Annotated in this window: 17 protein-coding genes; 8 read left to right on the top strand and 9 right to left on the bottom strand. The window is 64.6% G+C overall.

The genetic code is table 11. The features are described 5' to 3' along the window. Window positions 1-3: 3 nt before the first annotated feature. Together phnH and phnG are read right to left on the bottom strand one after the other, a co-directional pair. Window positions 4-639: a phosphonate C-P lyase system protein PhnH gene (gene phnH, locus ACO054_RS08490; RefSeq protein WP_421710002.1), complete on the bottom strand. Its 636-nt coding sequence runs from the start codon at window positions 637-639 to the stop codon at window positions 4-6. Continuing rightward, window positions 639-1,175: a phosphonate C-P lyase system protein PhnG gene (gene phnG, locus ACO054_RS08485; protein ID WP_421710001.1), complete on the bottom strand. Its 537-nt coding sequence runs from the start codon at window positions 1,173-1,175 to the stop codon at window positions 639-641. The genes phnH and phnG overlap by 1 nt, the downstream gene beginning before the upstream one ends. Before the next feature lie 170 nt (window positions 1,176-1,345). Between phnG and phnF the strand changes: the two genes are divergently transcribed. From phnF to ACO054_RS08460, 5 genes are all read left to right on the top strand, one after another. Further along, window positions 1,346-2,068: a phosphonate metabolism transcriptional regulator PhnF gene (gene phnF / locus ACO054_RS08480; protein ID WP_421710000.1), complete on the top strand. Its 723-nt coding sequence runs from the start codon at window positions 1,346-1,348 to the stop codon at window positions 2,066-2,068. Window positions 2,069-2,311: 243 nt separating this feature from the next. Further along, complete coding sequence (gene phnC / locus ACO054_RS08475) at window positions 2,312-3,220, top strand: phosphonate ABC transporter ATP-binding protein (protein ID WP_421709999.1); 909 nt, start codon at window positions 2,312-2,314, stop codon at window positions 3,218-3,220. Between the two features lie 133 nt (window positions 3,221-3,353). Continuing rightward, the gene (phnD, locus tag ACO054_RS08470) at window positions 3,354-4,370 is read left to right on the top strand and encodes a phosphonate ABC transporter substrate-binding protein (RefSeq protein ID WP_421709998.1); all 1,017 of its coding nucleotides are present in this window, start codon (window positions 3,354-3,356) and stop codon (window positions 4,368-4,370) included. Between the two features lie 96 nt (window positions 4,371-4,466). Next, complete coding sequence (gene phnE / locus ACO054_RS08465; RefSeq protein ID WP_421709997.1) at window positions 4,467-5,306, top strand: phosphonate ABC transporter, permease protein PhnE; 840 nt, start codon at window positions 4,467-4,469, stop codon at window positions 5,304-5,306. A 77-nt stretch (window positions 5,307-5,383) separates the two neighbouring features. Further along, window positions 5,384-5,710, top strand: a complete 327-nt coding sequence (locus ACO054_RS08460) for an HMA2 domain-containing protein (protein ID WP_421709996.1) — start codon at window positions 5,384-5,386, stop codon at window positions 5,708-5,710. 198 nt (window positions 5,711-5,908) lie between these two features. Here the strand turns inward: ACO054_RS08460 and ACO054_RS08455 are convergent, their stop codons facing one another. Beyond that, window positions 5,909-7,102, bottom strand: a complete 1,194-nt coding sequence (locus tag ACO054_RS08455) for a DUF445 domain-containing protein (protein ID WP_421709995.1) — start codon at window positions 7,100-7,102, stop codon at window positions 5,909-5,911. Window positions 7,103-7,190: 88 nt separating this feature from the next. On the opposite strand from ACO054_RS08455, the gene ACO054_RS08450 reads away from it, so the two are divergent. The 3 genes from ACO054_RS08450 (at window position 7,191) to ACO054_RS08440 (ending at window position 8,469) form a co-directional block, all read left to right on the top strand. Further along, window positions 7,191-7,355: a hypothetical protein gene (locus tag ACO054_RS08450; protein WP_421709994.1), complete on the top strand. Its 165-nt coding sequence runs from the start codon at window positions 7,191-7,193 to the stop codon at window positions 7,353-7,355. A 293-nt stretch (window positions 7,356-7,648) separates the two neighbouring features. Next, a complete protein-coding gene (locus ACO054_RS08445) occupies window positions 7,649-8,017 on the top strand; it encodes a hypothetical protein (protein ID WP_421709993.1) in 369 nt (122 codons plus the stop codon). Continuing rightward, entirely contained in the window at window positions 8,014-8,469 is a 456-nt protein-coding gene (locus ACO054_RS08440) for a hypothetical protein (protein ID WP_421709992.1), read from the top strand. The genes ACO054_RS08445 and ACO054_RS08440 overlap by 4 nt, the downstream gene beginning before the upstream one ends. Before the next feature lie 407 nt (window positions 8,470-8,876). Here the strand turns inward: ACO054_RS08440 and ACO054_RS08435 are convergent, their stop codons facing one another. The 6 genes from ACO054_RS08435 to ACO054_RS08410 all read right to left on the bottom strand — a co-directional run bounded on the left by ACO054_RS08435 (window position 8,877) and on the right by ACO054_RS08410 (window position 20,627). Further along, entirely contained in the window at window positions 8,877-10,502 is a 1,626-nt protein-coding gene (locus ACO054_RS08435; RefSeq protein WP_421709991.1) for a type I restriction-modification system subunit M, read from the bottom strand. Beyond that, window positions 10,499-11,713, bottom strand: coding sequence for an AAA family ATPase (locus ACO054_RS08430; protein ID WP_421709990.1), 1,215 nt, complete (start codon window positions 11,711-11,713; stop codon window positions 10,499-10,501). The genes ACO054_RS08435 and ACO054_RS08430 overlap by 4 nt, the downstream gene beginning before the upstream one ends. Before the next feature lie 12 nt (window positions 11,714-11,725). Further along, window positions 11,726-13,012: a restriction endonuclease subunit S gene (locus ACO054_RS08425; protein ID WP_421709989.1), complete on the bottom strand. Its 1,287-nt coding sequence runs from the start codon at window positions 13,010-13,012 to the stop codon at window positions 11,726-11,728. Next, window positions 13,012-16,047, bottom strand: a complete 3,036-nt coding sequence (locus ACO054_RS08420) for a type I restriction endonuclease subunit R (protein ID WP_421709988.1) — start codon at window positions 16,045-16,047, stop codon at window positions 13,012-13,014. The genes ACO054_RS08425 and ACO054_RS08420 overlap by 1 nt, the downstream gene beginning before the upstream one ends. 263 nt (window positions 16,048-16,310) lie before the next feature. Continuing rightward, a complete protein-coding gene (gene metK / locus ACO054_RS08415) occupies window positions 16,311-17,516 on the bottom strand; it encodes a methionine adenosyltransferase (protein WP_421709987.1) in 1,206 nt (401 codons plus the stop codon). A 6-nt stretch (window positions 17,517-17,522) separates the two neighbouring features. Next, the gene (locus ACO054_RS08410; RefSeq protein ID WP_421709986.1) at window positions 17,523-20,627 is read right to left on the bottom strand and encodes a cation-translocating P-type ATPase; all 3,105 of its coding nucleotides are present in this window, start codon (window positions 20,625-20,627) and stop codon (window positions 17,523-17,525) included. Between the last annotated feature and the right edge of the window lie 70 nt (window positions 20,628-20,697).

Below are 20,697 nucleotides of genomic sequence, written 5' to 3'. Positions count from 1 at the left end.
GGCTCAGGCCTCCTGGACGGTGAGAGAGCGCGGCAGGCCGCAGAAGGTGCGGTCCGCCGTGAGGATCAGATCGACGCCCAGCGGAAAGCCGGCCCGGTTGCGCGACCAGCGTGCCGTGAAGTCGGGGGGCAGGGGCGAAATCCGCAGCCGCTCCCGCTCCGCGATGCCCGGGCCGCTCAGGACAAGCCCGTCTTCCCTGTCCAGGCTGTCCACCTGGACGATCAGCGTCGTCGAGCGGTCGGGATATTCCGGCTCGCCCTGCGCGAAGCGGCCGAAGTCCTCGGGCCAGGCGAGACAGACCGCGAAGTCGGCCTCGCCTGGTGTGTCGGTCAGGGGGCAGCCGCAATGGAAGCGCAGGAAGGCGGCAGGCTCCTCACTATGGGCGGCCGGATCCAGCCAGACGCGCGTGTCGGAATCGAACAGAGTCAGGGCTGCGGCGGCGGTTGCGGGACCGAAGGGCTGTGGCGGCTCCAGCGGGCAGGTCAGCTCCGTCAGGCTGCCCGGCCGGCTCATGGCTTCCAGGATCAGGCGGAAGCTCTGCTGCGCGTGCTGCACCGGATCGGCGAAGCCAGGGCGCAAGGTTGCCGTTTCGATGGGTGTTGCGGTCATCTCTCGCCCCTCGGTCTCGCTCTCCGGCATCAGCTGTCTCCCCGCACGAGCGTGAAGAAGTTGACCTTGGTGGCATTGGCCTTGCTCGCTTGGCGCTTGCGTAGCGTCTCCTGCATCGCAGCCAGCGGTGCTACGACGCGTGAGGCTAGGCGGTCGGTTTCCCCGGGATGCTGCAGCAGGGCGTCCAGCAGGGCGACCAGTTGTGCGTGACGTTTGTCGCGCCCGAGCACGTAGCCGTGCCCGACCAGTTGTCGGCCGTCGTGGTCGAGATGAAGGGCGCAGCGTGTGACGCTGGTTTCGCCAAGGTTGAAGGGCGCGCCGTCTCCGCCCGTGCGGCCGCGCAGCATCACCATGCCGACCTCCGGCGGACGCAGGTAGCGCCAGGTCAGCTCCTCCAGCCAATCCGGAACCAACGCCTCCAGTTCCTCGCGGGAGGCTTTCGCCAGGGTCGCGAGCCAGCGCTGACGATCTGTCGTCTCTTGCGCCGTCTTCCCCGCCGTCTTCCCCACTGTCTCTGCGGACTGCCGGTTCGAACGATCGGCGACGGTCGCGTCGGTGGTCTGCATGGTGCCGGCTCTCGATGAATTGAAAATTCGTCTAGTCGTCCATACTAATTTTCGTTATTTCTACGCCCATGCCCCTGCGTTTGCAAAGGGCATGTCATGACTCTTTCATGACGCGGTCGCCGTCGATGCGGTTTGCTCGCGTCCTTGCTCCGGAGACTCTCTTGACTGAGATGGATCTCGAACGCGGAACCGGCCTGACGGTCTGGCGGCAGATCGCGTCGGTCCTGGCGCAGGAGATCGGGGCGGGCCAGCTCGCCGCCGGCAGCCGTCTGCCGACCGAGCCGGAACTGGCCGCCCGCTTCGGCGTCAACCGTCATACCGTGCGCCGCGCAATCGGGGAGCTGATCGACCGCGGCCTCCTTCGGGCCGAGCAGGGGCGGGGCACCTTCGTGCAGGAGCATGTGCTCGACTATCTGGTCGGGCGCAGAACCCGCTTCTCCGAAATCATCACGGCGCAGAAGCGGCAGACCGCCGGCCGTCTGCTCGAAAGCGCGGTGGAGACGGCCAGTACGACGGTTGCGAAGGAACTGGGCCTGAGGCGCGGCGCCAAGGTCGTCCGTCTGGAGACGCAGCGCGATCTCGACGGCCGCCCTCTGGCCCTTGGCACGCACTACTTTTCGCGTGCGCGCTTCCCGGGCCTCATCCAGGCCTTCGGTCGGGACAGCTCCATCACCAAGGCCCTGGCGCGCTGCGGGTTATCGGACTACGAACGCAGCGTGACCCGCGTGACGGCCCGCCTTCCCGAGGCGGAAGAGGCCCGGCTGCTGTCTCAGCCCGTCAACCGCCCGCTTCTCGTGACCGAGAGCGTGAACGTCGACCTGGAGGGGCGGCCGACCGAGTACGGCGTCACCCGCTTCGCCTCCGACCGCATGCAGATCGTCTTCGGCGACTGAAGTTCCCGTCCTCTGCGCGCCAGCCCGCTGGCGACACGACTATCCCCAGGGTCGGTCGCCTGGCGTCACGCAAGCGTCATGATTCCTTGGCCAAAGCATCATGACTTTGTCATTCGAAAGATATCCCTTGAGGGCAAAGGTCTTTCCGAACGCTGCGGTGAAGGGCGCTCGGTCGACAGGCCGCCGCGCCCGCTGCGGCTTGCGACTGTACGTTGGGGGCAGTCGCGGTCGGTTGGGGGACCCATGGCCGCTGTCGAAATCGAAAGACTCACGAAGACCTTCGGCAAACTCCGTGCGCTCGATGCCGTCGATCTGACCATTCAGCCGGGGGAGATGGTCGCGCTGATCGGCGCCTCGGGCTCCGGCAAGTCCACCTTGATCCGTCACATGGCCGGTCTGCTGCGCGCCGATACGCAAGGCGGAAAGTGCGAGGTCCGCATGCTCGGTCAGGTCATGCAGTCGGGCGGTCATCTTGCACCCCACGCCCGCCGGCTGCGGGCGAAAGTCGGCGTGGTCTTCCAGCAGTTCAACCTGGTCAACCGCCTGCCGCTCCTGACAAACGTGGCGACCGGCGTGCTGGGGCGCATTCCGACCTGGCGCGGCAGCCTCGGCCTCTTCACGAAAGAGGAGAAACTGCTGGCGATGCGCGCGTTGAAGCGCGTCGGCATGGAGGGTTTCGCCGAACAGCGAGCGGCCAATCTCTCGGGCGGCCAGCAGCAGCGCGGCGCCATCGCACGCTGCCTGGTCCAGCAGGCGCAGATCGTGCTGGCCGACGAGCCGATCGCCAGCCTGGATCCCGCCTCTGCCCGCAAGGTCATGCAGATGCTGGCCGACATCAACCGGCAGGACGGCATCACCGTACTGGTCAGTCTGCATCAGGTGGACTACGCGATCCGCTTCTGCACCCGCGCCATCGCCATGCGCGACGGACGGGTAGTCTACGACGGCGCGACCGAGCGCCTGACCCCCGACTTCCTGAAGGACCTCTACGGGACCAGCCGCGAGGAGCTGATCCTGACCGGCGCCTTCGGCAACCAGAACGCGCCCGGCGTCGAGCCGGAGGAGGGCGAGGTCGCGACCGGCGCCTTCGCTCCAGCTCCGGTCGGTGACGGGCAGATGAGAGACGTGCGGCGGGAGGCGAAGGCCTCGTGAAGAGGCGCCTCGCCGGCGCGTATGTGGTCGGCCGGCTTTAACGTTCGTCCTGCGGAGACCTCGCTGGATAGACGCTAGCCGGCCGAGAACAAATGAGACATCGACAGCAAGGAAGACAGAGGAGTGCGTTCACATGCTGCGTAAGGTCATGGCTTCGGCCGCCGTTGTTGCCATCCTGGCGGCCGGCCCGGCGTCGGCGGAGGAGCTGACGGAAATCAACTTCGGGATCATCTCGACCGAATCGTCGCAGGCCCTGCAGGCCAGCTTCGGTCCCTTCCTGGAGGATATGTCGGAGGCGCTGGGCGTCCCGGTCAATCCCTTCTTCGCCAGCGACTACGCCGGCGTGATCGAGGCCATGCGCTTCGACAAGGTCGACGTCGCCTGGTTCGGCAACAAGTCGGCCATGGAGGCGGTGGACCGCGCCGGCGGCGAAGTCTTCGCCCAGACCATCAAGGACGACGGGACCGAGGGCTACTACTCCCTGCTGCTGGCCCACGTCGATAGCCCGATTAACAGCCTGGACGACGTTCTGGCCTGCGACGGCACGCTGGACTTCGGTATCGGCGACCCCAACTCCACCTCCGGCTTCCTGGTGCCGAGCTACTACGTCTTCGCGCTGAACGACGTGGACCCGCGCGAGTGCTTCCGCACCGTGCGCAACGCCAATCACGAGACCAACGCCATGGCCGTGGCCAACGAGCAGGTCGACGTGGCCACCAACAACACCGAGTCTCTTTATGCTCGGCTCGCCAAGTCCCAGCCGGAAGCCGCCGCCCAGATCAAGGAGATCTGGCGCTCCCCGCTGATCCCCTCCGACCCCATGGTCTGGCGCACGAACCTGCCGGAGGAGGTCAAGCAGGAGATCTACTTCTTCTTCATGTCCTACGGCCGCTTCGGCGACATGGAGAAGGTCGAGCGCGAGCGCGAGGTCTTGACGAACCTCTCCGACGGCTGGGGCCCCTTCCTGGCCTCCTCCAACGCCCAGCTCATCCCGATCCGTCAGCTCGAACTCTTCCGCACCAAGGTGCAGCTCGAGAACGACGAGACCATGAACGCCGACGACAAGGCGCGTGAGATCGCCGCGATCGATGCGCAGCTTGAGGAACTCGGCGAATGGGAGCAGGTGGTCGCTCCGCGCCCCGCCGAATAGGGCCAGCGTCTTAAGGGATCGGCGGCGTCCGCGACGGGCGCCGCCGTCTCTTTTCCTGTCACCCCCTTCCAACTCCATCCAAAGCGTGAGGATGCGATGTCGAGCATCGCCGGACAGCAGACCGTATCAACAGGCGCGCAACGTCTTGACGAGATGAAGGTCGAGCTGCCGAAGCGCGATCCCAAGAAATCGCTGCTGACGCTGCTGATCTGGGGCGTCACCATCGCGATACTCTGGTGGGCCTGGAACGGCTCCGACATGAACCCCTACGCGTTGATCGAATACAGCGGCAACATGGCCGAGTTCGCCGGCGCCTTCGCCGAGCCGGACTTCCGCCACTGGCGGCTGTTCCTCGACCAGATGCTGATCACCGTGCAGATCGCGATCTGGGGCACCCTGCTGGCCGTGATCTTCGGCGTTCCGCTGGGCATTCTCTCCTCCGAGAACCTGGTGCCCTGGTGGGTCTATCACCCGGTCCGCCGCGTCATGGACGCCTTCCGCGCGATCAACGAGATGGTCTTCGCCATGCTCTTCGTCGTGGCGGTCGGCCTCGGTCCCTTCGCCGGCGTGCTAGCGCTTTTCGTTCACACCACCGGCGTGCTGGCCAAGCTCTTCTCCGAGGCGGTGGAGGCCATCGACCCGCGCCCGGTCGAGGGCATCCGCGCCACCGGCGCCCATCCGGTGCAGGAGATCGTCTTCGGCGTGATCCCCCAGGTACTGCCGCTCTGGATCAGCTACTCGCTCTACCGCTTTGAATCCAACGTCCGCTCCGCGACGGTCCTGGGGCTGGTCGGCGCCGGCGGCATCGGGCAGGTGCTCTGGGAATACATTCGCGGCTTCTACTACAGCGAAACGGCCGCCGTGATGCTGATCATCATCCTCACCGTCACGATTCTGGACATCGGCAGCCAGTACATCCGCAAACGCTACACCTGACCGGCTTCCTCTGAACGGCGGCTGGAGCTAAATTGCGCTCCAGATCTTTTTCGCTCAAGCCGATCAGGTTCCATTCAGTGCCCAGCCCTGTCGCCCCGGAAGACTTCGACCTTCTGCTGAAGGCCCGCCCGCATATCCGGGTCGCCAGCCACGTGCCCGGCCGTATCCGGCTCAAGTTCGCCTTCTCGATCCTCTCCGACGTGCCGGAGCTGGCCGAGCGCGGCAAGGAGGTCGTCTCCGCCATTGGCGGCATCCGCAACGTGGAGAGCAACCTCTTCGCCCGCAGCCTGACCGTCAGCTACGACCCGGAGGTGCTACCCCCGGACTGGTGGGACAGCCTCTACGGCCGCGACGACCTCGCCGCGCGCGAGGTGGTGGAGCAGCTCAAGACCTCCTTCGGCTGAGGGCGGGGCTGCTTTGGGGCGCTGCCTTTTTTGCGCGGCGGCCGCCCTTCGACAGGCTCAGGACGAAGATTTTCTTTAAGTTGGATGATCGCTGGTCAAGGCGCGGCGCGCCAATCCAAGGATCCAATCACCTCTAAAAAAAATCGTCACCTTCACCCTGAGCCTGTCGAAGGGCGAAGGTGTCCGCCTCCCGCACCCCTACAGCACGTACCAGGACAGCAGGAAGATCGCGATCCCCACCAGCCCGCCGACCAGGGTGCCGTTGATGCGGATGTACTGCAGGTCGCGGCCGACGGCGGTCTCCACCCGGTCGGCCACCGTGCGCCCGTCCCAGGACTTCACCACCTCGGCGATGAAGTGGCCGATCTCGTGGCGCCAGGGCAGGACCCAGCTCTTGGCCGCGTCCTCGATGCCGCGGTCGACCCGCGCCTGCATCTCCCGGTCCGCCGCCAGGGCCTGTCCCAGGGACTGCAGCCCGCCGGCCAGCGCCTTCAGCAGCAGGGAGTCGCGCCCGGCCGCCGCGTCGCGCAGGATGATCCGGCGCAGCTCGCCCCAGACCTCGCCCAGGTAGGCCTGGGTGCGCGGGTTGCTCAGCAGCTCCGCCTGCAGGGCCGCGACCTGGGCGCGGCGATCCGGGTCTGTCCGCAGCTCCTCCGTCAGGCGGTCCAGGCTGTCCTCGAACTGCCGGCGTACCGGATGGCCGCGCTGCAGCAGCTCCTCCAGCAGGTCGGCGGTACCGCCGATCAGCGCCTCGGCCACCCGGCGGTCGATGCCCTTCGGCACCCACCAGCGCGAGCGGTCCTCCACGGCCTCGTAGATGCGCCCTTGGTGGTCGACCAGATACTGCCGTGCGCTGCGCACGATCTGGTCGAACAGGTCGTGGTGCCGGTCGGATTCCCGCAGGATCTCCAGTCCCCGGCCCAGGAAGGCCGAGAGGTCGATACTGCCGAGCTGGCGGTCCAGCGCGCGGGCCAGGAAGCCGCGCACCTCCCGGTCGCTCAGGGACTCCACCAGCGCCGGCACGGCGGCCGCCAACCGCTCCGCCAGCTTCTCCGCGTTCTCCGCCTTGGCCAGCCAGGCGCCCAGCCGTTGCGACGGGGCCAGGCTGCGCAGCTTCGCCGTCACCAGATCCGGGTCCAGGAAGTTGCGCTCCACGAAGATCCCCAGCCCGGCGCCGATCCGGTCCTTGTTGGCCGGGATCACCGCCGTATGGGGGATCGGCAGGCCGAGCGGCCGCCGGAACAGCGCGGTCACGGCGAACCAGTCGGCCAGCCCGCCGACCATCGCCGCCTCGGCCCCGGCCCGGATCAGCAGGATCCAGAAGCTGGGGTCCTCGACCATCTTGGTGCTCAGGAAGATGGCGGCCATCAGCACCAGCAGCAGCGTCGCCACCCAGCGGTAGCGCCGCAGCTCCGCCGCGCGGGTGTCCTGCAGGAACTGGGGTTCCCTGCCGTTGCCAGGATCGGAGGTGGGGCCGGACGTGGGATCAGACGGTGGGTCGGATGGCGACTCGGGCGCCTGCTCCGGCTCCGGCGAGTCAGGCGGCGCGCCGGACGGCCCCCCACCGGACGGCGTCGAAGTGGGACGTGGCGGCGACGTGGGACCTGGAGGCGGCGGTGCGGAGCTGGCCATGACGGGACGCTAGAGCGCGATCCCGTTCGGGGGAAGCGGCTTCGCCCGACCCGAGCGGGATTCTATTGCCGCGAGCGGCCAAGACAAAAGGCGTGATCTGCATCAAGGCCCGCCGTTCCGGCGTTGCGGCAGGCTGCGATCCGTCTGAACGACGGCTTTTTTCCGGCCTGAAAGGCAGCCCGCAGTCTCGCCTTTCGCGCGAGCCGGAGTCATCCTATAGCTGTCGCCGCGCGGCAGATCCGCCCCGGGCGAGACCGCGCGGCAGGAGAGGGCGGCAGCAGAGGCGAGCAGAGGAGGCAGGCCCCCATGGCCGGAGAGATAGGCAAGACGACGATCCTGGGGCTCGCCATCGGCGTGGGGGTCGGCGTCGGCCTCGCCGTGCTGGCGCCCAGCGTCTTCCCCCAGGCGGCCCGCGCCGCGCGGCCCTACGCGAAAAAGGCCGCCCGCTCGGGCCTGGAGGCCTACCTGCGCGTGCGCGAGGGCTTGGCCGAGTTCGGCGAGTTCGCCGAGGACGTGGTGGCCGAGGCCCGCCACGACATTATGGCCGAACGCGGCGCGCCACAAGCCAACGGCCCAGCCCCCGCCAACGGTGCAGCCCCTGCCAACGGCGCGGCGTCCGAGGCAGGCCCGAAGCCCCAGGGCCCCGGCGGCGAAACGCCCGGAGGGCAGGGGTGACCCTGCCGCACCCGCCCGAGGCCTCGGTCGCCCACAGCTCCACGGGCCGCCTGCGCCTCAAGGTGCCGGCGCGGCGCGGCGACCTCGCCTTCTTCGCCGAGCTGGGCGGCAAGCTGGCCGCCGCCCCGGCAGTGCGCGAGGTGGAGACCAACGCCCGCACCGCCAGCATCCTAATCAAGCACGACAGCAGCGGCGAAGCCCTGCTGAACTGGGCCGACGACCACAACCTCCTGACCCCAACCGACCGCCTCCTCTCGCCCCGCCGCCGCACCCCCGCCGCCGAGCCCGACCTGCGCACGCTCCTCGCCCTCCTCGTGCTCCTACTCGCCGTCGTCCAACTCTTCCGCGGCCAACTCCTCGGCCCCGCCACGACGCTGGCGTTTATGGCTGCGCAGATTGCGCGGTTGAGGTTGGTCGGTGGGGAGGCGGAGCCGGGTGGGGGTGAGGATTAGGGGCAGGGTTCTGGGATCGGAGCCGGAAGAGAACGACGGAAGCCTGTGAAGTGCTTTGAAGATGGGATAAGCGGAGCGCTCGTAGCGCGTGGCATTGCAATGCTAGCCCTCAAAGCGCTCTGACATCAGCGGACTCTATTGCTCACTTGGCGCACGTTTTGGAGAGTATGGATCCCGTGAAGCGACAAATGACCGAGCTTGGGATAAAGTCGCCGTTGCCTCAAAGTCCGAATTGGGCCAAGAGTTGATTCGCGGAACTGGGACTTCGCGGCCACAGTGAGCGCCGTACGCGAACGCTCGTGCGTTGCTGAGCGAACCCAATGCCGGTGCGCTCCCGAGCAGGAAACACTTATGTAATGTCCGGATTGATTGAAAGGAATAGGGAGCGAGCTTCTGCTGGGCTTCGGTCAATCGGGCGTGGGCAATGTGGATAGTCCAAGTTCTTTTAGGAACGCGTTGTGCCTCGCCGTTGACGCCTGGATCTGCTTCTCGATCTCGACCAACTCCGCGTGGGTGGCCACCAAGTCGATCTCAACCTCCGGCTCGGCCGTGCTGACATAGCGTGAGATGTTCAGGTTGAAGTCGTTGGCTTCAATCTCATCCATCTCCACGCGTCTGGCGTACCGCTCGATGTTCTCTGGACGCTGTTGGTATGTGTCGATGATTTTCTCGATATGCCGGTCAGACATGTAATTCTGTCGCTTGCCCTTCTCGAAATGCTCGGATGCGTTGATGAACAGGACGTCATCGGGCTTCTTACATTTCTTTAGGACGAGAATGCAGACCGGGATGCCGGTCGAGTAGAACAGGTTCGCCGGCAGTCCGATGACGGTGTCAATGTGCCCGTCATCGAGGAGCTTGCGGCGGATCTCCGCCTCCGCGCCGCCGCGGAAAAGCACGCCATGCGGCAGGATGATCGCCATCACGCCGTCGTCCTTGAGGTAATGAAAACCGTGCAGCAGGAACGCGAAGTCCGCCGCAGACTTCGGGGCCAGCCCGTAGTTCTTGAAGCGCACGTCCCCACCCAACGTCTCGCTCGGGTGCCAGCGGTAGCTGAACGGCGGATTGGCGACCACGGCGTCGAAGTATGGCTTCTTCGCGGGGTTCGTCTCGCGGAGCATGTCCCAGTCGTTCGTCAGCGTGTCGCCGTGGTAGATCTCGAACTCCCAGTCCCTCACCCCATGCAACAGCATGTTCATCCGCGCGAGGTTGTAGGTGGTGATGTTCTTCTCCTGCCCGTAGATCTTGGCGATCCCATGTGACCCCATGCGCTTTCGCACATTGAGCAGAAGCGAGCCAGAGCCGCAAGTGAAGTCCATCACGCTGGCAAGGTGTTGCCGCTTGCCGGTCTTCGGCTCCTGGCTGTCGAGTGTGGCGATCGCTGAGAGGATGTCCGAGATCCGCTGAGGCGTGTAGAACTCGCCGGCCTTTTTGCCCGAGCCTGCCGCGAACTGGCCGATCAGGTATTCGTAGGCATCCCCGAGGGTGTCGCTGTCGGTCGAAAACTTCGCGAGGCCCTTGGCTATTTCGTTAATGATCTTGCAAAGCTTCGCGTTCCGATCGGCATAGGTCTTTCCGAGTTTCTCGGAGCCTAAATTGATCTCCGAGAACAGTCCCGAGAATGTGCTTTGGAACGATTCGTTCTCGATGTACTTGAAGCCGGCCTGGAGCGTGTTGAGTAGTTCGCTGTCCTGGGTGCGGGCCATATGCGCAATGCTGGCCCAGAGGTGCTCGGGGCGTATGACGTAGTGCGCCTTGAGCCGCATCTGTCTCTCGAACGCCGACACATCGCCGGGGTTCTGCTCGTACCAGACAGACAAGGAGGACCGCCCGCCGTTGCCGATGGCATTCGGGTCAGGGTAGTCGCGCCCTAGTTCCTTTTTTGCAGCCTGCTCGTAGTTGTCCGAGAGATAGCGGAGGAACAGGAACGCGAGCATGTAGTCGCGGAAGTCGTCAGCGTTCATCGCCCCGCGGAGTTGATCGGCGATAGACCAAAGCGTCTTACCGAGCTGCTTCTGATTCTGTTCTGTCATGTCGCATCATTCATTGCAGCCGCTGACTCACTTGGAAACAAGGCGGGGTTGAAGGGGTAACGGTTGATGAAATCGTGGAGGATCTTCCGGAAGTACCGCTTGTTCTCCTCCAGCATCTCCTGCGGCTCGAACAAAGAGTAGTTTCCATGGCTAAGGATGTTGATCAACCGTGTGTAAAGGATGCCGTCTTCATCGTCAGCGTCGCGTTTGATGCACGCGGAGAAGTTCTGGTAGCCGTGAAAGCTTGCGGTTTTCTCCAGGATTGCGCGGAGCATGTTGAAGTGATGCGTGTACAACCTGCCATCGCGTTCCGCCTCGTAGAGCTCAGCGAGCGCGGCCACATGGTGGAAGAATGGCGTATGCCCGGTTTTCCGCAGGATAAGCCCCTCCGGCGATCCGTCACGGCTCAGGAAATACTTGTTCGCGGTATTCAGCTCGTTGCACAGCACGTTGAAAAACAGCGTGTGGTGTGTCGAGATCACCGTCTTAAGCTGGCTTTCCGACCTCTTGAGCAGCTTCGCCAGATGACTTGCCACGGCGATGGCGTTGTGCTCATCGAGCGATGAGATCGGATCGTCAATGTAGATGTGCTTGATCCAGTTGTAGGGACCGGTTCCGTCGTCGTCGAGCGCAAGCTCGACGATGGCAAGGAAGAAACACCAGATGAAGATGTTCTCCTCACCGCGGGAAACCTTGATGGACTCCTCGCGTTGCGTTTCGTACTCGTCGTCGCCCTCACCCTCACCCTCACCCTCACTCTGCCCCGCGTCCGCACTGTCGACCTTGTCGCTGGCCTTCTTCACCCTGAACTCTCGAGCGAAGACCACTTCCCAGTTGGTGGTGTCGATCCGGAACTCGAAGTCGGCGTAGCGGTCGAGCAGGATGCGGATGCGATTGTCCATCTCCATCGATTCAAGGCCCGCGAAGAAGCTCGAATCCGTGTTGAGCTTCAGCTTGCGCTTGCTGTCTTTCTCCAGGTCGTTGTCCCACGAGAACAGATCTTCGGTGAATGCGTTGAAGTAGAGTGTGTCGCGTTTGTCCGTTTGGCCGTCGGCGTTTACGGACTTACCCAGATCCTTGAAGACCGTCGACAACCGCGTTTTGCCCGTGCCGTTGTAAGCATAGAGCAGGATGAACTTCTTGCTCTCCAGCTCCTGCCGCAGGTGCGTGGCGAGCAAGTTGAGATCAGGGAAGGGGGTCGTGTCGCTCATGGCTCAGCGGCCCTACTGCGAAGGGAAAAGTTGTTGCAGCAGGCCTTGTTTGTGCTGCTTGAGGGCTTCCAGTTTCCGGGCTTGTGCAACGATCTGATCGTCGAATGCGGAGAGGCAATCTGAGATTCGTCTCTGCTCTGAATCGGATGGCACGAGCACGCGATACGGGATGATGTGCTTGTTGTTAATTTGTGGAATGCTTGATGTGTCTGCAATCTGGGCTAACCCGACACGGACAAGATAGTAGTAGAGGAATTCTGTTGCTGCTGCATTGTGAGGCGCGAGTGCCATCAGATTTGTGTCGATCAACACCTCTGATGCGGTAATCCTGATCTTGTTATTTTCAATAGCTGCGCCGCGTTTAGGGAAAAGTAACGAGCCAATCGGCACCACACCTCGAACATCATTGCAATATTCTCTGGCATTAATTTGATATTTTGTGCAGTTATTCAAGTCCTCGACTTTTACGAAAGCGCACTCACCTTGAGCTAAGAGTTCGTACAGAGACGGGCTCTTTCCGCTTATTATTGTGACTAAGTTTCCGAGGCTCTCCTCTTCCCAGTCTGACGCATCTTCGAACTCTGGGAAGCGCAGCTGCGGCACGTTTTCGCCCGGCTGCGGGAAGAGCTGCTGCATCAGCCCTTGTTTGTGCTGACGCAGTACTTCAAGCTTCCAGCTCTGCGCTGCGATCAGGTCGTCCAGCGAGCCGAGACAGTCAGCGATCTTCTGCTGTTCGGCCTCTGTCGGCGGGATTGGGATCAGAACAGCCGAAATGCGGTTCGCTGATATACCGTAGACCTTCGCGCCATGAGCTTCCTTCTTTATCCCGGTTCGAACAGCGGTGGACTGGAATAGTTGCCCACCGAATCCAATCACAGGAGCGCTCCCTCGCCGCGTCGCGAGAATAGTGTGTGTCCCAGCGACGACGTGTTCTCCATCTAGCGAAACAACTTCGATTGCTTTTCCGACGTCTTCGAGATCTTCAGACGCGTCGGCAAGTACGATGTCGCCTTCCTCACAGAATGCGTCTTCATTGAACCCGTCTGCAGAGACATCCGGACCGATGTACGGCACATGCTCGTTCCGTAAGCGGAACAAAGGTTCGAATTTAGTGTGAATATCGCCATAATGAATGTTTTTGATGTTTCCGATTGTATAATCGAGTTTATCTCTCGGCAGTGTATTACTTCGCTTAAAGCTGTACAGATCACTGATTTGCGGTGCCAACCAGGGCGGGTCGTTTCTAAACTCCGGGAACCGCAGCTTCGGCACTAGCCGCGACATCTTTTTGACGGTCATCATACGCCCCCGTGGTCGTAGGCGTTGAGGCCTGAAATGTCCCGGCCTTGGGCCTTCCTGTTCAGGAGCGGAACGAGATCTGCCATGAGGGCGAGTTCTCGCTCGCGGCGTTCGCGCCAGCCTAGGCCAAGCGGCTCCATGAGGTCGGTAAGCTGCTCGCCGTCGAAGATCATGCGATGGAGGATGGTGTCGACGAAGGTTGCGAGGGACTCGGTCGTCAAACCATGGGCCTGAGCGAGGTCGGCAATCTCCTTGTTCTGCTTCTCGGCCTTGAATCGCTCGTAACCTGCTCGGATGGTGGCCTCGTCGAGGCCTTCGCCCTCCTTAAGTGAGCGAACGTACTCGGTGATCGCCTCCCGCTCCTCGAGGAACTTGGCGTCGGACTGGATCAGGCCGATGAGCTGCTCGCGGCTGATCGTGAGCTTTCTCGGATCCTGAGCCGAATACTTGGCAATCAGCCTCATGATGTAGTCGTAATCGATGACCGCGGAGGCAAAGAGGACGAATTCAAAGTCGAGTTGGTCGACTTCGGGGCTGGCTGGCTCGCCGTCCTTGCCGAGCGTGCCCTGCTCCTCTTTGAGGCGTTGGGCAGTTTCGAGGTATATGGCGCGGAAGGCGCGGAGGTCGTCCTTGGGCAAGGCCTGCTCGATCTGCTCGCGCTGCTCGTTGGTAAGATCGGTGTACTGGTCGAGCTGGGTCTGGAGGCGCTGGACCTCCTTAAAGCGCTTGATGAACTGAGCACGGGCTTCGTCGCCCATAAGCTCTTTCACCTGATTGGGCCTGGATTCTAGGCCCTGCGACTGCATGAACTCGCCAAGGTCGGCGATGGCCTGCTTGAAATTCTCGATGACGACGGGAGCCTTGTCGACCAGCCAGATCTCCTGGGCTCGGTCGGTCTGGGCGCCAGAGAAGAGAGCGATTGCGGCGTCGACATTTTCCTGCTGGTTGCGGAAGTCGAGGATGTGGCCATAGGGCTTGGTTGCGTTGAGAACCCGGTTGGTGCGGGAGAAGGCCTGGATCAGGCCGTGGTGCTTGAGGTTCTTGTCGATGTAGAGCGTGTTAAGGAACTTGGCGTCGAAGCCGGTGAGGAGCATGTCGACTACGATGGTGATGTCGATCTTTTCCCGGCCCTTGCGGGGTAGGTCGTGGTTGGGGAACCGCTGATCCTTGATGCGCTGCTGGATGTCCTGATAGTAGAGATCGAAGTTGTTGATGTCGTGGTTGGTGCCGTACCGCTGGTTGTAGTCGGCGATGATGGCCTTGAGCGCGGACTTTTTGCCCTCGGGATCGTGCTGGTTGTCCTCCTTCTCCTGAGGGAGGTCCTCCTGGATCTGCTGGACGTCCTTGTTGTCCTCCTCTGCTGGCGGCGAGAAGACGGCCGCAATTTTGAGAGGTGCGAACTCCAGATCGTCGGCTTGGCGTTCAGCTTGGAGCTTCTTGAAGACTTCGTAGTACTCGATGGCATCATTGATCGAGCCGGTAGCGAGCAGCGCATTGAAGTGTCGGCCTCCGGTCGCGGCATCGTGCTTGTCGAGGATGGCCTGGGCAACCGCCTGCTTGGTAAGCGTCTGGCCAGGCTTGAGGGCGGAGGCATCCCTGGGCTTGTAGTAGTCGACGTGGAAGCGCAGGACGTTCCGATCCTCGATCGCGTGGGTGATGGTGTAGGCGTGGAGCTCCTTCTGGAAGAGGTCCTTGGTGGTTCGAAGGGTGGCGACGTCTCCCTCGATCTGCTTTACGGTCGCGTTGTCCTCGAAAATCGGGGTGCCAGTGAAGCCGAAGAGTTGGGAGTTCGGGAAGAACTCCTTGATGGCTTTGTGGTTCTCGCCGAATTGCGACCGGTGACACTCGTCGAAGATGAAGACCATCCGCTTGTCGCGAAGCTGCTCAAGCCGCTGCTTGAACGTTGATCGACCCTGAGCAGCGTTCTGCTTGTTGTGCTTGCTGTTCTCATCGAGCGCGAGCCCAAGCTTCTGGATGGTCGTGACGATGACCTTGTCCGCGTAGTCGTCGGACTGGAGGCGGCGGACAAGCGCCGCGGTGTCGGTGTTCTCCTCGACGCAGTTCTCCTGGAACCTATTGAATTCCTCGCGGGTCTGGCGGTCGAGGTCCTTGCGGTCAACGACGAAGAGGCACTTATGAATGCTCTCGTTGGATTTGAGGAGCGTCGAGGCCTTGAAGGAAGTAAGCGTCTTGCCCGAGCCGGTCGTGTGCCAGATGTAGCCGTTGCCGCAGTCTTGATCTATGCAGTCGACGATGGCCTTGACGGCGTAGATCTGGTACGGGCGCATCATCAACAGCTTCTGTTCGCTCGCGATGAGGACCATGTACTTGCTGATCATTTGGCCGAGCGTGCATTTGGCGAGGAACCGGTCGGCGAAGTCGTCAAGGTGGGTAACCTTGGTGTTGTCTTCGGCTGCGAATTGGTAGATCGGAAGAAACTGCTCGTCAGCGTCGAAGCCGAAGTGCCGCGCGTTGTTGTTGGTGAAGTACCATGTGTCCGTGCGGTTGCTGACGATGAAGAGCTGGACGAAGCAGAGTAGAGTCTTGGTGTAACCATTACCGGGGTCGTTCTTGTAGTCGACGATCTGCTCCATCGCTCGTCGGGGGCTGATCCCAAGCGACTTGAGCTCGATCTGAACGACGGGTACGCCGTTGATCAGTAGCACGACGTCGTAGCGATGATGGCTGTAATCCGTGTTGATGCGGAGCTGATTGACGACCTCGAAAGCGTTCTTGCACCAGTCCTTGATGTTGACGAGGGTGTAGTTGAGAGGCGTGCCGTCGTCACGGATAAATGCTTCCCGGTTCCGAAGGATGCGTGCGGCCTCGTACACGTCTGGTGTGACGATCTCGTCGAGGATTCGCTGGAATTCGCCGTCGGTGAGTGTGACGCGATTTAGGGTTTCGAACTTTTCCCTGAAGTTTGCTTCAAGCGCGGCTCGATCGCGGATGTCGGGCCGGTGTTCATACTTGAGGTCCTGTAGTTTCGCGACAAGGGACTCTTCAAGATCGCGTTCGGCTTCGCGCACTACCATTGCGCAGGCTCACTCCTTTCTTTCATTCTTCCGTATCAATCCAACCGCCCAAAACCTTACTTCGCGGCTTTCGCGGTAAGGTTCTTCATGAATCGGTACTCGCTATGCTGCCGGCAGTTGTGGACAAATCGGCCTAAAATGCAACAGCAGCCGATGCGCGAGATGTGCAAAGCGAGTCAGCTAACCAAACGCCGTATGAGGCCCAGAACGTGGGTCGTTTGGGAGGAGTGCCCCTCTTGCTCGCCGAGTCCGCTGATAGCGACCTAACACCTCGCCGGATTGTTCACTCCCGCACTTAATTCCACCAACCCATCCTCCTCCCACGGCAGCGCCAGATCCCTGCGCCCCATCTGCCCGTAGGTTGCCAGCGCCTCGTAAAACGGCTGCCCCTGTTCGCGCGGCAAATGCCGCAAGCCCAGCCGGGCGAGGATCGCGGCGGGGCGGAAGTCGAAGGCGTCCAGCAGGCGGCGTTTGATCTCCTCGTCGGGCAGGCGGCCGGTGCCGAAGGTCTCCACGTCCAGGCCGATGGGGCGGGCCTGGCCGATGCCGTAGCTGAGCTGGACCTCGCACTCGCGGGCCAGGCCGGCGGCGACGACGCAGCGGGCGGCCTGCCGCGCGGCGTAGGCGCCGGCCCGGTCGATCCGGCCCGGGTCCTTGCCCGACAGGGCGGCGCCGGAATGGCGGGCGTATTCGCCGTAGGTGTCGATGGCGGTCTTGCGGCCGGTCAGGCCGGCGTGCAGCTCGGGCCCGCCTTGGCGCAGATGGCCGTGCGGGTTGATCAGCACCTGGGTGTTGCCGGCCAGTTCGGGCGCCTGTTCGGCCAGCACGGGGCGCACGACCTGCTCCTCCAGGTCGCGCCTTAGCGCCGTCAGGTCGCCGTAGCCCTCCGGCCAGACGCTGCTGACCAGGGCGACGGTGGCGACGCGGGCCGGGCGGCGCTCGCGGTACTCGACCGAGACTTGGCTCTGGCCGTCGGGCATCAGGCCGGGCAGGGTGCCGTCGCCGCGCAGGGCGTCCAGCCGCCGCACCATCCCGTGGGCCAGTGCCACCGGCAGGGGCAGGTAGTCCGGCGTCTGGTCGCAGGCGAAGCCGAAGAGCGTGACCTGATGCTGGGCCGGGAAGGCGTCGTAGTCGGCCGGGTCCAGGGCGCGCTCGTCCTGGATCGTGCGCGGCGTGCCCTCGGCCAGGGAGGTCATGATGGAGCAACTGCGCGCCTGAAAGCCGCCCTGGGTGTAGCCGGCCTTGCGGATCGCCTCGCGCGCCACCGCCGCCACGTCCGGGGTGACCCCACCCGCGAAGCGCAGGGCGAGGAAGAGGATCCCCGTCGCCACCGCGCATTCGGCGTTGACCGAGGCCAGCGGGTCCTCCGCCAGGAAGTGGTCGACCAGGGCGTCGGAGATCTTGTCGCAGAGCTTGTCCGGGTGGCCCTCGGTCAGCGAGCCGGAGGTGAAGATGAAATCGTCGGCCATGGATGATCAGGTCTCGGAAGATCGGTTCTCGGAAGATTGGTTTTCGGGAGTTCGGTTCTCGGGGGTTCGGGCTGCGGCGGGGTCGGTTTCGGTGGCGCTTGTCTCGGTCATGTCTGCCTCGCCACCGGTCTTCGCGCTATCCGCTTGGGCGGTCCCGGTCTGGACGGTCTGCGGCCGCCGGCTCTTGATCGCCTCGTTGACGAGGTAGGAGCCGCCGCCGGCCGCTCCGGCGATCAGCCAGTCCGCCGCCGTCATGCCGGTCACGCCCAGCAGACGGCGGGACCAGGGCAGGGCCAGCGCGCCGGCGGTCAGCAGGCCCAGCGCCAGCATGGTCTTGTTCAGGGTCGGGTTGGGCGGCAGGCGCTCGCCCCGCCAGAGGCTCTGCGTCTCCGACCGGCAGGAGAGGGCGTGCAGCAGTTGCCCGGCGGTCAGGGCGACGAAGGTGGCGCCGCTGGCGCGCGGTCCCGGACCAGCTAGGCCGCGCACCAGCAGGTTGGCGGCCAGGGCCGTGGCGGTCATGACCGCGCCCTCGGTCGCCACCTCCCGGAAGTCGTCCTTGGAGAGGATCGGCGTTTTGGGGTCGCGCGGCGGTTCGGTCAGGACCCGCCTGTCCTCCGGCTCCAGGGCGAGGCCCAGGCCGGGGAAGACGTCGGAGATCAGGTTGATCCAGAGCAGCTGCATGGGCGTTAGCGGCTGGCCCAGGCGCAGGGCCGTGGCCCCCAGCATCACCAGGATCTCCGACAGGTTGGTGGAGAGCAGGAAGCGGATGGCCTTGCGGATGTTGCGGTAGATCGTGCGCCCCTCGCCCAGGGCCACGTGCATGGTGGTCAGGCGGTCGTCCTGCAGCACCAGGTCGGCGACCTCGTGGGCGGCCGGGGTGCCGCTGCCCATGGCCAGGCCGATGTCGGCGGCGCGCAGGGCCGGGCTGTCGTTGATGCCGTCGCCGGTCATGGCGATCACCTGGCCGCTTGCCTGCAGCGCCCGGACGATCTGCAGCTTGTTGGCCGGGCTGACGCGAGCGTAGACCTGGGTGCGCTCGGCCAGCGCCTGCAGCAGCGCGGGATCGAGCTTGTCCAGCTCGGTCCCCTCCAGGATCTCGACCGGGCCGCCCTGGTTCAGATTGAGCTGCTTCGCGATGGCGTAGGCCGTCGCCGTCTGGTCGCCGGTGATCATGATGGTGCGGATGCCGGCGGCATGGAACTTCGCCATCAGCTCCGCCATCTCCGGCCGTACCGGGTCGGCCAGCCCGACCAGCCCCAGCCAGCGCAGGCGCTCGGTCTCCGCTTCGTTGTCCGTTGCTATCTCACCCCCTGTTCTCATGTCACCTTGGGCGAAGGCCAGAACCCGCAGGCCCTCAGCGCCCATCCGCCGGTTGGCCTCCAGGGCCCGCGCGCGGTCTGCCTCCTCCAGCGGGGCGCCCTCCGCCGTCAGGCGGCAGAGACCCAGCACCTCGTCGGGGCTGCCCTTGACCGTCAGGAACGCCCCGCCGTCCGGCGCCCGGTGGCGCGTGCTCATCCAGCGCTGGGTCTCGCTGCGGTGGACGGTCTCCAGCAGCGGCGCGTCGCTGCGCACCCGTGCAATGTCCAGGCCGCGCAGTTGCGCCAGCTCCAGCAGCGCCTTTTCGGTGGAGGAGCCGTGGGCGCGGCCCTCGGCGTCCAGCTCCACCTCGCTGTTCAGGGCGCAGACCCGCAGCAGGTCGGGCAGGGCGGCCTCGCTACAGTCTAGGCCCTGGGCGACCATGCGGTTCTCGGTCAGGGTGCCGGTCTTGTCGAAGCAGACGGCGCCGACGGCGCCCAGGGTCTCGATGGCGTCCAGCCGGCGCACCACGGCTTTGTGCTTGCGCATGTCGCGGATGCCCAGCGCCATGGTGACGGTTGCGACGGTCGGCAGGCCCTCGGGGATCGCGGCGACGGCCAGGGAGATCGCGGACTTCAGCATCTGGGCCGAGCCGTAGCCGCGCAGCAGGCCGATGCCGACCATCCCGGCGCAGGCGGCCAGGGACAGCCAGATCAGGGTGCGGTCCATCTCGGCCAATTGCTGCTGCAGCGGCGTTTCGGGCGGCCGGGCCTCGCCGGCCAGCGCCTGGATGCGGCCGATCTCCGTGGCCTGTCCGGTCGCGGTGACCACGGCCCGGCCGGACCCGCCGGTGACCGCCGTGCCCTTGAAGACCAGGTTGCTGCGCTCGCCCAGGGGCAGGTTCGGCTCCGACAGCAGCTCGGCCGTCTTGCCGGAGGGCAGGGACTCGCCCGTCAGCAGGGACTCGTCCAGGCTGAGGGATTGGGCCTGCAGCAGCCGCCCGTCGGCGGCGATCATCGCGCCGGGGGAGAGCAGCAGGACGTCGCCCGGCACCACCTCCGGCAGGGGCACCTGTCTCTGCTGGCCGCCGCGCAGCACGGCTGCGTCGGGCGCGGCGACGCTGCTCAGGCTGGAGATGGTGCGCTCGGCATCGCGCTCGGTGGCGAAGCCGATGGCGGCGTTGACCAGGCTGACGATGGCGATGGCGCCGGCATCCAGTACCCCGCCCGTGGCCGCCGAGACGACGGCGGAGCCCAGCAGCAGGCCGGTCGGTAGGTTCACCACCTGATCCAGCAGGATGGCCACCGGGGCGCGGGTCTTGCTCTCGACCAGCACGTTCGGCCCGACCCGGCGGAAGACCAGACGGGCGCGCTCCTCGCTCAGGCCCGTCTCGGCCGAGGTCTCGAAGCGGTCCAACGCCGCCTCCGCCGGGCGGACGTGCCAGGGCTCCTGCGCAGTCTCGAGAGTCGCGGCCTCGCCTCCGGCAGTAGCGGCGGCCTTGCCGCCCAACACCGCCGCGACGGCGGCGATCAGGGCGCTCCGCTCGACGGCTGGGTCGTGGGTCAGCAGAAGCGTGCCGGTCACGGCCTTGGCCTCGGCCGTGTGGATGCCGGCGGCACCGGGCAACGCCCGAGCGAGCCGCGCGGCCAAGGCCTCGTCGTGCTTCAGGCCCTCGACCCGCAGGCGCAGCCGCCCCGGGAAGCCGCGCAGAACCGTGACCCTCGCGGCTGCGTCGCCGGGCGCTGCGCTGCTGCTTCGGTATCCGGCGTCGTGCGGCATGCTGCTGTGATGGGGTGAGGCGGTCTTTGCTGCCATGAGGTGCGTCAAGGGCGAAGGGTCCGGAGGTCGTTTCGCCGCCAGGGCTTGCCGCATGCGGAGCGACGTG

Origin of the sequence: Algihabitans sp., assembly GCF_965226985.1 — a bacterium.
In the GTDB taxonomy this organism is placed as follows: Bacteria; Pseudomonadota; Alphaproteobacteria; order Kiloniellales; family DSM-21159; genus Algihabitans.
This window is presented reverse-complemented; position numbering and strand designations above follow the sequence as displayed.

Coding starts and splice junctions, on each gene's coding strand:
- phnH (WP_421710002.1), bottom strand. CDS start 639: ATGCCGGAGAGCGAGACCGAGGGGCGAGAGATGACCGCAACACCCATC.
- ACO054_RS08435 (WP_421709991.1), bottom strand. CDS start 10,502: ATGACAGAACAGAATCAGAAGCAGCTCGGTAAGACGCTTTGGTCTATC.
- phnF (WP_421710000.1), top strand. CDS start 1,346: ATGGATCTCGAACGCGGAACCGGCCTGACGGTCTGGCGGCAGATCGCG.
- ACO054_RS08425 (WP_421709989.1), bottom strand. CDS start 13,012: ATGACCGTCAAAAAGATGTCGCGGCTAGTGCCGAAGCTGCGGTTCCCG.
- metK (WP_421709987.1), bottom strand. CDS start 17,516: ATGGCCGACGATTTCATCTTCACCTCCGGCTCGCTGACCGAGGGCCAC.
- ACO054_RS08445 (WP_421709993.1), top strand. CDS start 7,649: ATGGCCGGAGAGATAGGCAAGACGACGATCCTGGGGCTCGCCATCGGC.
- phnD (WP_421709998.1), top strand. CDS start 3,354: ATGCTGCGTAAGGTCATGGCTTCGGCCGCCGTTGTTGCCATCCTGGCG.
- ACO054_RS08420 (WP_421709988.1), bottom strand. CDS start 16,047: ATGGTAGTGCGCGAAGCCGAACGCGATCTTGAAGAGTCCCTTGTCGCG.
- phnE (WP_421709997.1), top strand. CDS start 4,467: ATGTCGAGCATCGCCGGACAGCAGACCGTATCAACAGGCGCGCAACGT.
- ACO054_RS08430 (WP_421709990.1), bottom strand. CDS start 11,713: ATGAGCGACACGACCCCCTTCCCTGATCTCAACTTGCTCGCCACGCAC.
- ACO054_RS08410 (WP_421709986.1), bottom strand. CDS start 20,627: ATGGCAGCAAAGACCGCCTCACCCCATCACAGCAGCATGCCGCACGAC.
- phnC (WP_421709999.1), top strand. CDS start 2,312: ATGGCCGCTGTCGAAATCGAAAGACTCACGAAGACCTTCGGCAAACTC.
- phnG (WP_421710001.1), bottom strand. CDS start 1,175: ATGCAGACCACCGACGCGACCGTCGCCGATCGTTCGAACCGGCAGTCC.